This window comes from Agromyces sp. S2-1-8, assembly GCF_021129215.1.
Classification (GTDB): Bacteria; Actinomycetota; Actinomycetes; order Actinomycetales; family Microbacteriaceae; genus Agromyces; species Agromyces chromiiresistens.
This window is the reverse complement of sequence record NZ_JAJOLP010000001.1, coordinates 2,164,217-2,178,763: the sequence shown is the minus strand read 5'-3', so window position 1 is coordinate 2,178,763 and position 14,547 is coordinate 2,164,217. Positions and strand designations below refer to the sequence as shown.

General features: G+C 71.1%; 11 protein-coding genes. 3 read left to right on the top strand and 8 right to left on the bottom strand.

What is annotated here, in order from left to right:
• Positions 1-56 precede the first annotated feature (56 nt).
• The 4 genes from ftsX to LR269_RS09880 form a co-directional block, all read right to left on the bottom strand.
• A complete protein-coding gene (gene ftsX / locus LR269_RS09895) occupies positions 57-968 on the bottom strand; it encodes a permease-like cell division protein FtsX (RefSeq protein WP_231430622.1) in 912 nt (303 codons plus the stop codon).
• Positions 965-2,074, bottom strand: coding sequence for a cell division ATP-binding protein FtsE (gene ftsE / locus LR269_RS09890; protein ID WP_231430621.1), 1,110 nt, complete (start codon positions 2,072-2,074; stop codon positions 965-967). The genes ftsX and ftsE overlap by 4 nt, the downstream gene beginning before the upstream one ends.
• Before the next feature lie 91 nt (positions 2,075-2,165).
• Positions 2,166-3,626, bottom strand: a complete 1,461-nt coding sequence (locus tag LR269_RS09885; protein ID WP_231430620.1) for a Na+/H+ antiporter NhaC family protein — start codon at positions 3,624-3,626, stop codon at positions 2,166-2,168.
• Positions 3,627-3,649: 23 nt separating this feature from the next.
• On the bottom strand, positions 3,650-5,314 hold the full coding sequence (locus LR269_RS09880) for an amidohydrolase (protein ID WP_231430618.1): 1,665 nt from the start codon (positions 5,312-5,314) through the stop codon (positions 3,650-3,652).
• A gap of 135 nt (positions 5,315-5,449) precedes the next feature.
• Here LR269_RS09880 and LR269_RS09875 point away from each other — a divergent pair, with 135 nt between their 5' ends.
• Complete coding sequence (locus tag LR269_RS09875) at positions 5,450-6,172, top strand: TetR/AcrR family transcriptional regulator (protein ID WP_231430617.1); 723 nt, start codon at positions 5,450-5,452, stop codon at positions 6,170-6,172.
• Here LR269_RS09875 and prfB read toward each other — a convergent pair.
• Both prfB and LR269_RS09865 read right to left on the bottom strand, forming a co-directional pair.
• Positions 6,169-7,278, bottom strand: coding sequence for a peptide chain release factor 2 (prfB, locus tag LR269_RS09870; protein ID WP_231430615.1), 1,110 nt, complete (start codon positions 7,276-7,278; stop codon positions 6,169-6,171). The genes LR269_RS09875 and prfB overlap by 4 nt on opposite strands.
• Positions 7,279-7,328: 50 nt before the next feature.
• Positions 7,329-8,330 carry a transcriptional regulator TrmB gene (locus tag LR269_RS09865; protein ID WP_231430614.1) on the bottom strand — a complete coding sequence of 334 codons (1,002 nt, stop codon included), beginning with the start codon at positions 8,328-8,330 and terminating at the stop codon, positions 7,329-7,331.
• A gap of 78 nt (positions 8,331-8,408) precedes the next feature.
• Here LR269_RS09865 and LR269_RS09860 point away from each other — a divergent pair, with 78 nt between their 5' ends.
• Together LR269_RS09860 and LR269_RS09855 are read left to right on the top strand one after the other, a co-directional pair.
• The gene (locus LR269_RS09860) at positions 8,409-12,266 is read left to right on the top strand and encodes a S8 family serine peptidase (RefSeq protein ID WP_231430613.1); all 3,858 of its coding nucleotides are present in this window, start codon (positions 8,409-8,411) and stop codon (positions 12,264-12,266) included.
• A 118-nt stretch (positions 12,267-12,384) separates the two neighbouring features.
• Positions 12,385-13,653 carry an MFS transporter gene (locus LR269_RS09855; RefSeq protein WP_231430612.1) on the top strand — a complete coding sequence of 423 codons (1,269 nt, stop codon included), beginning with the start codon at positions 12,385-12,387 and terminating at the stop codon, positions 13,651-13,653.
• Between the two features lie 9 nt (positions 13,654-13,662).
• Here LR269_RS09855 and LR269_RS09850 read toward each other — a convergent pair whose 3' ends face one another.
• Together LR269_RS09850 and LR269_RS09845 are read right to left on the bottom strand one after the other, a co-directional pair.
• On the bottom strand, positions 13,663-14,061 hold the full coding sequence (locus tag LR269_RS09850; RefSeq protein WP_231430611.1) for a TIGR03618 family F420-dependent PPOX class oxidoreductase: 399 nt from the start codon (positions 14,059-14,061) through the stop codon (positions 13,663-13,665).
• 66 nt (positions 14,062-14,127) lie between these two features.
• Entirely contained in the window at positions 14,128-14,526 is a 399-nt protein-coding gene (locus LR269_RS09845; RefSeq protein WP_231430610.1) for a pilus assembly protein TadG-related protein, read from the bottom strand.
• Positions 14,527-14,547: the final 21 nt, after the last annotated feature.

Sequence of the window (14,547 nt, the reverse complement as noted above, 5' to 3'; positions counted from 1 at the left end):
CTGACACTGACGGATGCCTCCGGCCGATGCCGGGCGAGCCGTTCAGTCTATCCGACTCAGACGCGCAGGTACCGCCTGATCGCGATGCCCGCCGAGACGGCGGCGAGCAGTACCCCGACCACGACGAGCAGCGGCATCACGAGCAGCGCGTCGCCGTTGTCGACGAACGTGAGCGACAGGTTCTTCGCCAGGTAGCCCTGCACGAAGAAGTGCACGATCGCGACGACGGCGCCACCCGCGAGGAGCGACCCGACGAGCCCGGCGAAGACGCCCTCGAGCACGAACGGTGTCTGGATGAACCGGTTCGAGGCGCCGACGAGCCGCATGATGCCGAGCTCGCGCCGCCTCGAGAACGCCGACAGCCTGATCGTCGTCGCAATGAGCAGTGCGGCGGCGACGAGCATGATCGCCGCGATCGCGATCGCCGTGTAGCTCGCCGCGTTGAGCGCGTCGAAGATCGGATCGAGGTAGCGGCGCTGGTCGACGACCTGTTCGACGCCCGCCATGCCGGCGAGGCTCTCGACGATGACGTCCGACTGCGACGGGTCGATGAGGTTGACCCAGAACGCCTCGGGCAGCACGTCGGGGGTCACGTAGTCGGCCGACGGCGTGCCCTCGAACTGCTTCTGGAAGTTCTCGTAGGCCTGCTCGTGGTCCTCGAAGTAGAACTCGTCGATGAAGGGCTTCAGCGTGTCGGACTTCAGCTGCGCCTCGACGGCCGCCTTCTGCTCCTCGTTGGCCTCGCCGTCGGTGCAGCCCGCGGCCGTCGACATCGAGGTGCACAGGTACACCGCGACCTGGGCGCGGTCGTACCAGAAGCCCTTCATCTGGGCGATCTGCAACTGCATGAGCGCGGCGGTGCCGACGAACGTCAGCGAGATGAACGTGACGAGCACCACGGAGACGACCATGGTGATGTTGCGGCGAAGTCCGTTCGCCGCCTCGCGCAGGACGAGCCCGATCCTCACTTCGTCGGCCCCACTTCCTGGTCACTGTCGCCTTCTCGCGGGCCTCCCGGCGCCCTGAGCCCCAACCGTTCGGCGAGGGTGAGCGGGGCGGATGCCTCGCCCGGGGCCTTCTCCTTCGGCACGAGCTTCTCGGGGTCGACCTCGATGGCACCGGTCGCGGCCTTCGTGATCTCGGCAGCGGCCTCGGTGACCTCGTCGGTCGCCTCGGGCTCGACGTAGAGGGGCTCGGCGTCGCGCATGACCTCGGCCGTGACCTTGGGTGCGGCCGCAGTGGTCGCAGCCATCGTCGCGGCCGGCTGCGCCGTCTCGGACGCCTGCGCCGACTCCGGAGGGACGGCGGCGGCGACGCGTTCGGCGTCGGTCGCGACATCCTCGACGGCCTCGCCACCCTGTTCGGGGACGTACTCGACGTCGCGGACGGTCTGGCCGTCGTAGCCGGCGCTGCGCTCGTCGCGCACGATGTCGCCGGCCGACAGCTCGATGACGCGGCGGCGCATCTGGTCGACGATGCCGGCCTCGTGCGTGGCCATGACGACCGTCGTGCCGCCCGCGTTGATCCGCTCGAGGAGGGTCATGATGCCCGCGCTCGTGACGGGGTCGAGGTTGCCGGTCGGCTCGTCGGCGAGCAGGATCTGCGGCTTGTTGACGATCGCGCGTGCGATCGCCACGCGCTGCTGCTCGCCGCCCGAGAGCTCGTGCGGCATGCGCTTCTCCTTGCCGTCGAGGCCGACGAGCTTCAGCGTCTCGGGTACCGCCGACTGGATGAAGCCGCGCGACTTGCCGATGACCCGCAGGGTGAAGGCGACGTTCTCGAACACCGACTTGTTCGGCAGCAGCCGGAAGTCCTGGAACACGACGCCGAGGTCGCGGCGGAAGTACGGCACCTTGCGGGTGGAGATCTTGCCGAGGTCCTGGCCGAGCACGTGGATCTTGCCCTTCGTCGGCTTCTCCTCCTTGAGGATCAGACGGAGGAAGCTCGACTTGCCGGAGCCCGATGCGCCGACGAGGAACACGAACTCGCCCCGCAGGATCTCGACCCCGATGTCGTTCAGGGCGGGCCTCGATTGGCCGGGGTAGGACTTGGTGACGGAGTCGAAGCGGATCATCGTGTTCGAGCCTAGGCAGGCGGCACCCAAAAGTGGGCAGCGACACCGGAAATCGGTGCCGCCGCCCACTCGATCGGGACGACCGGCCCGGTCAGACGCCGAGGAACCCGACCACGAGGTAGCCGGCGAGGCTCAGCACGGCCGCGATCGCCGCGTACGGCAGGATCGCCGTCATCAGGTTGAGCGGCTTGATGCCGGTCGAACGCGACGCGAGGATGATGCCGTCGCCGTAGAGGCACGTCGTCGAACCGAGGGCGGCGCCCGAGAACACCGCGGCCCCGGCGATGATCGGGTTCACGTCCATCGCGAGCGCGAGCGGGATCACGATCGGGGTGATGACGGCGGCGAGGTCCCAGAACGACCCGGTCGCGTAGGCGTAGACGCCGCAGACGAGGAACACCATCGCCGGCAGCAGCGCTCCGATCATGACGGGCTCGGTCGTGGCGATCACGAAGTCGGCGAGCTTCAGGTCGATGTTCATGTGCTGCACCATGAACGCGAGGGCGGTGAGCACGATGACGAAGAGCATGCTGCCGACGCCGTCGAAGGCCGCGTCGAACACGCCCTTGATCTTCAGGCGGCGCTGCACCGTGTACATGACGATCGCGACGACGAGGGCGGCGACCGTGCCCTTCAGCACGTCGACCTCGGTGAGGATCGTGACGGCGATCATGACGGCGATCGGCACGAGGAAGTTCCACGGCCGGGGCTTCGCGATGTCGGGGGCCCGGGTTGCGACCGCGACCGGCGCGGCGGCGACCGCGCGTCCGCCGTCGTCGCCCGACGCGGCGAACTCGCCGACCTCGGCATCCGCCGGCAGCACGCCCTCGGCGAGGCGCTCCTCTTCGGTCGTGCCGGCCGGGAACACGTCGCCCGTGGTGTCGGCGCGCTTCGCGTCCTTCTTCAGCGCCCCGAGCCGCGGGAAGACGCCGAAGGCGACGAGCGCGGCGATCACGAGCGCGATCCAGCCGAAGAAGATGTAGGGGATCGCCTGGAGGTAGGCGCCGAAGCCGGAGCCGTCCACGGTGACGCCCTGCGCTTCGAGGAGACCCGCGAAGAACAGCGCCCAGGTCGAGAACGGCACGACGACCGCGATCGGCGCGGCGGTGAGCTTCATGATGGTGCCGAGCTCGGTGCGCGGCACCCTGTACCGGTCGGTGACGGCCTTCATCGAGGTGCCGACCGTGAGCACGTTGAGGTAGTCGTCGACGAAGAGCACGATGCTGAGCAGGAAGCTCAGCACCGTCGACTTGCGCCGCGAGTTCACGAAGCGCTCGGCCCAGGCGGCGAACTCGCGCACGGCGCCCGAGCGCTCGAAGAGCGTGATCAGGATGCCGAAGAGCACGACGACGAGCATGAGCCACTGCAGGGTCTCGTCGGCCATCGCGGTGCCGAAGTAGCCGATCCAGGAGTCGAAGAAGCCCCAGCCGCCGAGCAGCACGGCACCGACGAGCGTGCCGCAGAGCATGGCGAAGAGGGTGCGCCGGGTGAGCACCGCGACGAGCAGGATGATGACGACGGGGAGGAGCGCGAGCGCGCCGACGTCTTGCATGGTTGCCTCGGATTCGAAGGGGGTCAGGCGGCGGATGCCGCGGTCAGGGGTCGCCCGTCGACGATCGTCGTCAGCACGGGCAGGTCGAGCAGGTCGTCCGCTCCGACGGCGATCGGGCTGTCGGCCCAGACCACGAGGTCGGCACGGTACCCCGGCGCGATGACGCCGAGGTCGTGGTCGCCCTGGGCGAGCGCCGCCCACACGGTGTAGCCCTGTAGGGCCTCGTACGGCGTGAGCACCTGGTCGGGCTCGAACACCGGGGCGTCGGGATTGCCGGGCTCGCGGCGGAGCCGCGCCCAGGCGAGGCCGATGCGCGCGTCGGTCTGCGCCACCGGCCAGTCGGAGCCGAGTGCGACGGGCGCCCCGGCGTCGATCATGTCGCGCACGCGCCAGCCGAGCGCCGCACGCTCTGGGCCGAGCCGCTCGGCCCAGAAGTCGGAGCCGTCGGCCTTGCGCCACTGCATGTGCAGCGGCTGCACCGAGGCGGTGATGCCGGTCTGGGCGAGGCGCGCGAGGTCGCGGTCGGCGAGCAGTTCGAGATGCTCGATGCGGTGCGGGGCGCCCTGGGCCGACTGCACGCCCGCCTTCAGGTACGCGTCGATCGTCGTGCCGATCGCGCGGTCGCCGATCGCGTGGGTCGCGATCTGGAATCCGGCGGCGGAGTAGCGGGCGACGACGCGCTCGAACTCGTCGGGGTCGGCCCAGAACGAGTGGAGGCCCTCGCCGTGCGTGTCGGGCTCGTAGAGCCAACCGGTGCCGGTGTCGATGACGCCGTCGTTGAAGAGCTTCACGAGGCCGCCCCGCCAGCGCCCGCCGCGGCGATCGCGCTGCGCGAGGTGGTGCTGCGTGCGCTCCTCGTCGTAGCCGGGGTTGTGCGCCATCGCCGAGACGATGCGCACGGGGAGCAGGCTTCGCGCGTCGCGGTCGTCAGGGGCGGCGGATGCCTCGCCGTCGAGTTCGTCGAGCAGGTCGAGGGTGCCCGGGTTGCCGTCCATGATGCAGCCGCCCGTGATGCCCGAGGCGGTGAGGCCGCCGAGGATCTCGCGGACCCGCTCGAGCGTCTCCTCACGGGTGTACTCGGGCGCGGTGCGCAGCACGATGTCGAACGCCGAGTCCTCGCGGAGCGCGCCCGTCGGACGGCCGGACTCGTCGACGACGATCTCGGAGGTGTCGCCGAACGTGCGGGCGCCCGTGATGCCCGAGCGCCGCAGCGCCTCGCTGTTGGCGAGCGCCGTGTGCCCGTCGAAGAAGAGCAGGAACGCCGGCGCCCCGGCGGTCGCGTCGTCGATCGCCGCGGCGGTCATCGGCAGGGTCGAGAACACGTCGTAGTCGATGTTCCAGCCGCGCACCCAGCCGCCCGCGGTGCCGCCTGCCACGCGCGCGGCCTCGGCACGGAGCAGTTCGAGGAACCGCTCGGGGTCGCGCACTCCCCCGAAGTCGATGCCGACCGCGAGCTCGACGCCCTGGATGGGGTGCATGTGCGCGTCGATGAGGCCCGGCGTCACCGAGGCGCCGCGCAGGTCGTCGACCGTCGTCGCCGGTCCGCGGAGCTCGGCGAGCGTGGCGGCGTCGCCCACCGCGAGGATGCGTCCGCCCCGGATCGCGATCGCCTCGGCGACCGGCTGGCGCGGGTTCAGCGTGATGACCCGGGCCCCCACGAGAATGGTGTCGGCGAAGATGCGCTGCATGCTGCTCGTTTCCGCGCCGTCGCCCTCGTTGGCCGGCTGCGCAATTTAACGTGATTAAATTCGGGCACACGTTACTCCGCCCGCGCAGCACGGCCAAATCGACGACCCGACGACCGACGACACCGAAGGAACCAGGTGAACCCGACCCCGACGAAACGCACCGCCGGTCGCCCGCGCACCCCCGTACTGAGCGCCGACCAGATCGTCGACGCCGCGTTCGACCTCGCGAAGACGGCCGGACCCGACGGGTTCACCATGGCGGCCCTCGCCCGGTCGCTCTCGGTGCACCCGCCTGCGCTCTACCACTACTTCCGCGGCAAGGCCGACGTCGTCCGCGCGATGCGCGGACGACTCGCCGACCTCCTCGACGTGTCGGGCTTCGAGTCCGACGAGGTGCCGCTCGCCGAGGCGGTGGCCCGGTGGGGCAGCTCGTACCGTTCGGCGATGGCCGCCAACCCCGCGGGCATCACCCTGCTCGCGACCACGCCCATCGACGGGCAGGCGCGCTCGGTCGCGAACTACGATGCGATCACCGGGCGACTGCTGCGCGAGGGCTGGCGCGCCGACGGCGTCGTCGACGCACTCGTCGCGCTCGAGTCGTTCATCATCGGGTCGTCGCTCGACGCGCTCGCACCCGCAGACATCATGTCACCGGGCGACGCCGCGGCGGACGCGCCGCAGTACGCCCACGTGGAGTCGCTGCGCTCGGCCGCGGCGTCGGCGCGAGGCATCCGCCCCACCGATCGCTCGTTCGAGCTTGGACTCGCCGCGCTCGTCACCGGCCTGCGGGCCGAGCTCGCAGACGACGAGGCCGGCCGAGCCGACCCGTCGGGCGCGGCGACGTCGGATCGTGGCTAGTCGTCGTCCTTGCGCTTGCGCCACTTGATGCCGGCGGCGATGAGGCCGTCGAGGTCGCCGTCGAAGACGGTGGCGGGGTTGCCGACCTCGTACCCGGTACGCAGGTCTTTCACGAGCTGCTGGCCGTAGAGGAAGTACGAGCGCATCTGGTCGCCCCAGCTCGCGGTGATCGTGCCGGCGAGCTCCTTCTTCTGCGCCGCCTCCTCCTCTTTCTTCAGCAGCAGGAGGCGGGTCTGCAGCACGCGCATCGCCGCGGCGCGGTTCTGGATCTGCGACTTCTCGTTCTGCATCGAGACGACGATGCCGGTGGGGAGGTGGGTGATGCGCACCGCCGAGTCGGTCGTGTTGACCGACTGGCCGCCGGGGCCCGAGGAGCGGAAGACGTCGACGCGGATGTCGTTCTCGGGGACCTCGACCTCCGTCGCCTCCTCCATGACCGGGATGACCTCGACCGCGGCGAAGCTCGTCTGGCGCTTGTCGGCGCCGCCGAACGGGCTGATGCGGGCGAGCCGGTGGGTGCCCGCCTCGACCGAGAGCGTGCCGTAGGCGTAGGGGGCGTCGATCTCGAACGTCGCCGACTTGATGCCGGCACCCTCGGCGTACGAGGTGTCGAGCACCTTCACCGGGTAGTCGTGCCGCTCGGCCCAGCGCAGGTACATGCGCATGAGCATCTCGGCGAAGTCGGTCGCGTCGTCGCCGCCGGCACCCGAGCGGATCGTCACGACCGCGCCGCGATCGTCGTACTCGCCGTCGAGGAGCGTCTGCACCTCGAGGTCGCCGATCGTCTTCTGCAGGGCGGCGACCTCGGCGCGCGCCTCGGCGGCCGAGTCCTCGTCCTCCATCTCATTGGCGAGATCGATGAGCACGTCGAGGTCGTCGAGCCGCTGCCCGACCTCGGTGATGCGCTTCAGCTCGGACTGGCGATGGCTGAGCGCGCTCGTCACCTTCTGGGCGTTCGCGGTGTCGTCCCAGAGGTCTGGAGCGCCCGCCTGCTCGGAGAGCTCGGCGATCTGCGCCTCGAGCGCGTCGACGTCGATCACGGTACGGATGTCGCCGAAGGTGGCGCGCAGCGCCGCGATCTCCTGCGAGAGGTCAAGTTCCAACATGGCGCCCTCCAGCCTAGTCGGCTGCGGGGTGGATGCCTCGCGCCGGCGCCTCAGACCCAGGAGCGCCGCACGGCCTCGGCACCGAGCTGCATGCGGCTCGTGACCCCGGCCGTCTCCATGAGCTCGGCCACGCGGCGCTGCAGGGTGCGCAGCGAGATCCCGAGCTGCGAGGCGGCGCCCGCATCGGTCACGCCGAGCAGCAGCAGCCTGAGGAGGTCGCGGTCGATGTCGTCGGAGGACGGTGCCGCGGCGATCGGCAGGAACTCGGTGGCAGAGCGCCAGTACTCCTCGAAGATCGAGATCACGAGGTCGAGCAGGCCGCTCGGGTGGATGAGCAGCGCGCCGAACCCGCGATCCTCCCCCTGCGAACGCATGGGCACGAGCGCCATCTGGTCGTCGGCGATGAACATCCGCGTCGGCAGCGTCGGCAGCACCCGGATCTCCTCGCCGATCTGCGCCATCTCGCGCGCGACGGCGAGCCATCCGGGGCGCTCGAGCACGCCGCTCTCGACGATCACCCGGTAGCGCACCCCGCGTTCGAGCGCGCGGTCCTCCTCGACGTTCTCCTCGCCGCTCAGCAGGGCGACATCGTGCAGCACGAGCGCCCGCACCTGCTCGGTCGACGCCGCCTGCAGCTGGGCGACCCGCTGCCGCACGGAATCGTCGCCGATGACGACGTCGACGACGTCGGCCACGCTCCGCTGATCCGCCGAGCGCCGGTAGAGCTCGCCGAGCTCGACGAGGGCCTCGTGCGCGCGGGTGAGCCCGCGCTCGCGTTCGAGCAGCAGCGGGCGGAGCGAGATCGACGGCGGCGACGCGACGAACCGGTCGCGGTTCGAGCCCTGCCGTGCGAGCAGCCCGAGGCCCTCGAGCTCGGTCGCGATCGAGCGAACGCGCGGCACCGACATGCTGAGCATCGCGCCGATCTCGGCGGTCGACGCAGACGGCTGCTGCAGCACGCACCGGTACACCGCGGTGTGCGCCGCGTCGAGCCCGAGCGCCTCGAGCACGTTGACCTCCTCGCCCGCCCGACCGTGGCGGATCATGGCCATGGCGGGACTCCGCCACCACTTTAGGCGAGCGGGCGGCGAAGGTGGGAGACGGAATCCCCTACACCGAGAGGCTCGCGCATGTCACGACCCCAACCCTTCGGTCGCCGTCTGCTTCCGATCGTCGCCGCCACGAGCGGCCTGGCGATCGGCATCGCAGGCGTCGGCCTCTCATCCCTGCCGGCGGCCGCCGGCCCTGCGTCCGGCGTTCCCCACGCCAGTGCGGCCGCCGGCAGTGCCCACACCGTCACGCTGATCACCGGCGATCGCGTCACGGTCACCGACCTCTCCGACGGTACGCACACCGTCTCCGTCGACACCGCCGTCGACGGAGCCGGCGTGCAGACCTTCGAGACTGGGGGCGACCTGCACGTCGTCCCGCAGGGTGCGATGCCCTACCTCGCGTCGGGAGCGCTCGACGGCGACCTGTTCAACGTGACGAAGCTCATCGAGTTCGGCTACGACGACGCGTCGGTCGATGCGACCCCCGTCATCGTCGAGCGGGACGGCGCGGCCGCCCGCACGTTCGCCGCGCCCGTGCCCGGCCTCGAGGTGCGGGCGCAGCTCGAGAGCATCGGCGGGGCCGCGGCGACGCTCGGGCACGACGACGCGGCATCGGCGTGGCAGGCGCTCACCGCGCCGAGCGGGGCGGCCGCCCGCAGCACCTCGGCGGCGCCGTCGCTCGCCGACGGCATCGAGACCATCCACCTCGACGGCAAGGTGAAGGCGTCGCTCGATTCGAGCGTGCCCTTCATCGATGCCCCCGAGGCCTGGGCCGAGGGGTACACGGGCGACGGCGTCACGGTCGCGGTGCTCGACACCGGCTACGACGACACCCACCCCGACCTCGCGGGTCGCGTGCTTCCCGCGTCGAAGAGCTTCGTGCCCGACTCGGACGTCGCGACCGACGTCAACGGGCACGGCACCCACGTCGCCTCGACCATCGCGGGCAACGGCGCCGCGAGCGGCGGCACCCACCGCGGCGTGGCCGACGGCGCCGACCTGCTCGTCGGCAAGGTGCTCGGCGACGACGGCTACGGCCAGGACTCGTGGATCATCGAGGCGATGGAGTGGGCCGGGCAGAACGCCCCGATCGTCTCGATGAGCCTCGGCTCGATGGAGGCCTCGGACGGCGAGGACCTCATGGCCGAGTCGCTCAACCGCATCGCGGACGAGACCGGCGCGCTGTTCGTCGTCGCCGCAGGCAACGCCGGAGCGGCCGAGACGATCGGTGCCCCCGGCTCCGCCGCCGAGGCGCTCACGGTGGGGTCGGTCGACGACCCGTCGGGCGACCTGTCGTGGTTCTCGAGCCAGGGGCCGCTCACGCGCTCGGGTGCGCTGAAGCCCGACGTGACCGGCCCCGGCAGCGACGTCACCGCCGCCCGATCGGCCGACAGCGCCGGCTCGGGCGACTACGTCGCCATGAGCGGCACCTCGATGGCGACCCCGCACGTCGCCGGCGCTGCGGCGATCATCAAGCAGCGGCATCCCGAGTACACCGCCGACCAGCTGAAGGCGGCGCTCGCGAGCACCGCGGTCGACCACGGCCAGACGCCGTACCAGGGCGGAGCGGGCGTCATCGACGTCGACGCCGCCCTCGACGCCCCGGTGATCGCCGCCGGCTCGGGCGACTTCGGCATGCTCCGCTGGGGCGAGGAGCCGACGCCCGTCGAGCGCACGGTCGAGTACACGAACCGCACCGACGCGGAGATCACGGTCGCGCTCGAGGCGACGCTGAACGACACGACCCCCGGCGGCGGAGTCGACCCGGGCCCGCTCTCGGCGGGCATCGCGTTCGACGCCCTGACCCTCGACGTCGCGTCGCTCACGATCCCGGCGGGTGAGACCCGCTCGGCGACCATGACGGTCGACCCGGCCGTGGTTCCCGCGGGAAGCCAGCTGTCGGGCGCGCTCGTCGGCACGGTCGACGGCCAGCCGGTCACCCGCACGGCGCTCGGCACGATCGCCGAGGCGGAGCGCTACGACCTCACCATCACGGCGACCGACTTCGACGGCGAGCCGACGGCGACCTACGCGTACCTCTGGAACCCCGCCACGCAGTTCGCAGAGCCCGTGTGGGTCGACGGTGAGACGACGCTGCGCATCCTGAAGGGCGACTACACGCTGATGTCGTTCATGGAGCTGCAGCGCACGCCCGACACGCTCGCGAGCGTCATGGTCGGCGAGCCGACGCTGCACCTCGACGAGGACAGCACGGTCGCGCTCGACGCACGCACGACCGAGCAGGTCACGCTCGACGTCGGCGAAGACGGGCTCGACCCGGTGTTCCGGCGCATGGACATGAAGGTCGACGACTTCCTCGCGAGCGCGATGATGCCGATCTGGACCGACGAGATGTGGGCGCAGCCGATGACGGTCGACGACGCCGACTTCGACTTCACGACCCGGTGGCGCCTGCAGAAGCCGTTCCTCGAGGTCACCGCGGGCAAGCACCAGCTCGACGTGATCGTGCCCGGCGGTTCCGCCCTGCTCGACGGCTCGCTGAAGGCCACGGCGGTCGACGCCGGCACCGGCACGCCGGAGGAGCTCGCCGCAGCGGGTGCGGCCGGCAAGGTCGCCGTCGTCACGCGCACCGCCGAGCGCTCGGCCTCGCAGCAGGCCGCCGACGCGGCCGCCGCCGGAGTGAAGCTGCTCGTTCTCGCGAACGACCAGGACGCCGAGTTCAACGCGTGGGTCGGTTCCGAGACGGACTTCTCGGACGTCGCGATCCCCGTCGCGACCATCAGCGGCATCGAGGGCCGCGAGCTCGTCGCCCGGCTCGCGAAGAACAAGAAGCTGACGGTCTCGGCGATCGGGACGCACTACTCGGACGTCGTCTACGACATCGCGGAGTACGGCGACGGCGAGATCCCGTCGGACCTCGCGTACACGCACTCGAAGAAGGACCTCGCACGTATCGACACCCGCTTCCACGGACAGCAGGAGGAGCTCGCGGAGTTCCGCTACGACTTCGTGCCCGGTGCCCAGTACGGCAGCGGTTTCCCGATGATCGCCCAGCGCGGCATGGATCGCACCGAGTGGGTCAACACCGAAGGACTGCGCTGGAACCAGTGGGTCGCCGTCAGCTCGGTGCTGTGGGAGATCCGCGACATCCAGCACACCTACGAGCCCGGCGAACGCACGTCGGCCGAGTACTTCGGCGGCATCGTTCGCCCGTACGTGGCGACCGGGTTCTGGGTGCCGTACCGCGTCTCGGATTACGCGCAGATCAACGTGCCCAGCTGGGCCGACGGCGGCAGCGCCGATCGCACGGGCACCTTCGACACCTGGGTGGAGCCCTCGACCGTGAAGCAGACGACCGACGTGTACTTCGACGGCGAACTGGTCAAGCAGGCCGAGCATCAGGGCGTGAACGTCTACGACCTGCCCGACGGCGAGCAGCAGATCCGCGTGGTGAGCACCGCGACCCACGACGGCTCGCACCTCGAGGGCTCGACGAAGACGGTGAGCGACTGGACGTTCACCTCGGAGGGCAAGCTCGGCGACTGGACCAACCGGCTGCTGCCGATGATCCAGGCGTACTACGACCTCGACGTGAACGCCGCGAACGAGGCCGGCGACGGTCGCCGCAAGGGCACCGGCATCGCGCTCGGCCTCGAGCTCGGCCACGTCGCGGGCTCCGCGCCGGCCGGCGCGATCACCGAGGCGACGCTCGAGGCCCGCGCCGCCGGCGGCGACTGGGTCGAGGTCGCGCTGCAGCCCGCGAAGACCGATGCCCCGACGGGTGCGGTCGAGGGCGACGGCGACGTCTTCGTGAAGAGCCGCGCCTGGGTGAGCGGCTACGCCGCGAAGGTGCCGGTCGCCGACAAGGGCGGCTGGGTCGACCTGCGGGTGACGGCGAAGGATGCCGCGGGCAACACCTTCTCGCAGGAGATCGACCGCGCGTTCGAGGCCGCGCCCGCGAAGGGCGTTCGCTGAACTCACTCCCCCGTGAGAGGCGAGGGGCCCGGCCGTCACGGCCGGGCCCCTCGTTCGCGTCGCACGGGCCGCGGCTCGCATGCGTCCGCACCGCGTGCCGGGTGTAGCGTCGAAGGCGATGACCGACTCCGCCGCCCCGTTCTCGTGGCGCGGCATCGTCCTCCCGGCCTACCTGCCGACGCTGCTGTTCTCGCTCGGCGAGGGGGCGATCATCCCCGTCATCCCGGTCGTCGCGACCGAGCGCGGCGCCTCGCTCGCGCTCGCGGGGCTCATCGCCGCGATGCTCATGGTCGGCGAGCTCGTCGGCGACCTGCCCGCGGGGTGGGTCGTCGCCCGCATCGGCGAGCGCAACGCCATGATCGGGGCGGCGCTGCTCGCGGTGACCGGCGTGCTCATCGCGCTCGCGTCGCCGACGACGGTCGCGCTCGGTGTCGGGGTGTTCCTGCTCGGGCTCGCGACGGCGGTGTTCGGGCTCGCCCGCCACGCATTCCTCACGAGCTACGTGCCCGAGCGGGTGCGCGCCCGCGCGCTGTCGACGCTCGCGGGCGTGTTCCGCGCCGGCTGGGCGGTCGGCCCGTTCGTCGCGGCGGCGATCATCGCGTTCGCGGGCTCCTCGGAGCCGGTGTTCTGGGTGCTCGTCGCGAGCTGCTTCGCGGTCGTCGTGGTGCTCGTGCTGCTGCCCGACCCCGAGCAGGCGTTCGGGGCCGCACGGCGCGCGCGTGAGGCATCCGCGGTCGAAGTGCGTCGCGGCACCGCCGGCGAGGCCGACGCGGCGGCCGCATCGCACGGCGTGTTCCGCGCGATCGTGGTGCACCGCGAGGTGCTCGCACGCATCGGCACGGGCATCGGCATCCTCGCGGCGCTGCGCGCGAGTCGCACGATGATCCTGCCGCTGTGGGCGGTGTCGATCGGCATGCCGCCCGAGCAGGCGGCGCTCGTGATCGGCATCTCGGCGACGATCGACTTCGCGCTGTTCTACGTGAGCGGGCAGGTCATGGACCGGTTCGGCCGCATGTGGAGCGCCATCCCCGGGCTGCTCGGGCTCGCGGTCGGGCACCTCGTGCTCGCGTTCACCCACGACGTGCCCGCTGCGGCCGCGTGGTTCACGGCGGTCGCGCTGCTCTTCGGCGTCGCGAACGGGCTGTCGAGCGGGGTGATCCTGACCCTCGGCGCCGACCTGGCACCGAAGGCGAACCCGGCCCCGTTCCTCGCCGCGTACCGCACGATCGGCGACACCGGCCAGGCGGTCGCGCCGCTCGTCGTCGCGGGCGTGACGTCGCTCGTGTCGATCATGGCCGCGAGCGCGACGATGGGCATCGTCGGCCTCGTCGGGGCGGGCGTGCTCTGGCGCTACATCCCGAGGTACGTGCCGCGCCGCCTGCGCTGACCGGCGCCGTCAGCGGCCGTTGACCTTCTCGAGCTGCATGACGAGGATGACGCGGTCGGCGTGGTCGGCGGGCACCGCGGTGTCGGGGTCGCCGTACCGCTGCCCGAGGTGCACGTAGAACGCCCCCTCGGGGTCGGGGACGACTTCGGCGAGCCGGCCGCGCACCTCGACGTACTTGTGCGCGTTCTCGGGGTCGGTCATCGCGAGCGTCATCGCCGGGTTCTTCTGCAGGTTGCGGAACTTCGCACGCTTCGTCGTGTGCGTGAAACGGATGGTCTGGGTGTCGGCATCGAACTCGAACCACATCGGGTTGACCTGCACCTCGCCGTTCGGGCGCGTGGTGCCGAGGAAGGCGAACACGGGCGCGTTGAGGATGCGGGCGAAGTGGTCTGAGATCTCGATGGTCATGCTTCAAGTCAATCAGGCGCGGGCGGCCGCATATTCCCGATCAGGCAGCGCGCGGGCCATCGTGCGTCAATGGAAGACCGACCGCGCGGTCGCCGTCACCTCGATGGGCACCGCCACCGGGATGAGGTCTGTCGAGATCGGCGCGTGCCACACGGCGCGCAGGGTCACGGTCGCGGTGCGGCCGTCGGTCGACGTCGCCTCGACGAGTTCGACCGCGTCGAGTTCGTGCACGGCGTCGCCGAGGTAGTCGTTCGCGGCGCGCAGGACGCGGGCGTCGTCGAGTTCGACGGAGAGCGCGCCGTCGTCGACGCGCACCTCGTCGAGGTTCCACATCTCGGCGCCGGCGAGCGCGGCCCCGTCGGCGAGAGTGAAGAGTCGCTTCCGGTCGAGATAGAGCGATGTCGCCGATGCGACCACGAGTACGAGGGCGAGCCCGAGCGCGCAGAAGAAGATCGTGAGCAGCATCGTGGATCCGCGTTCGTCGCC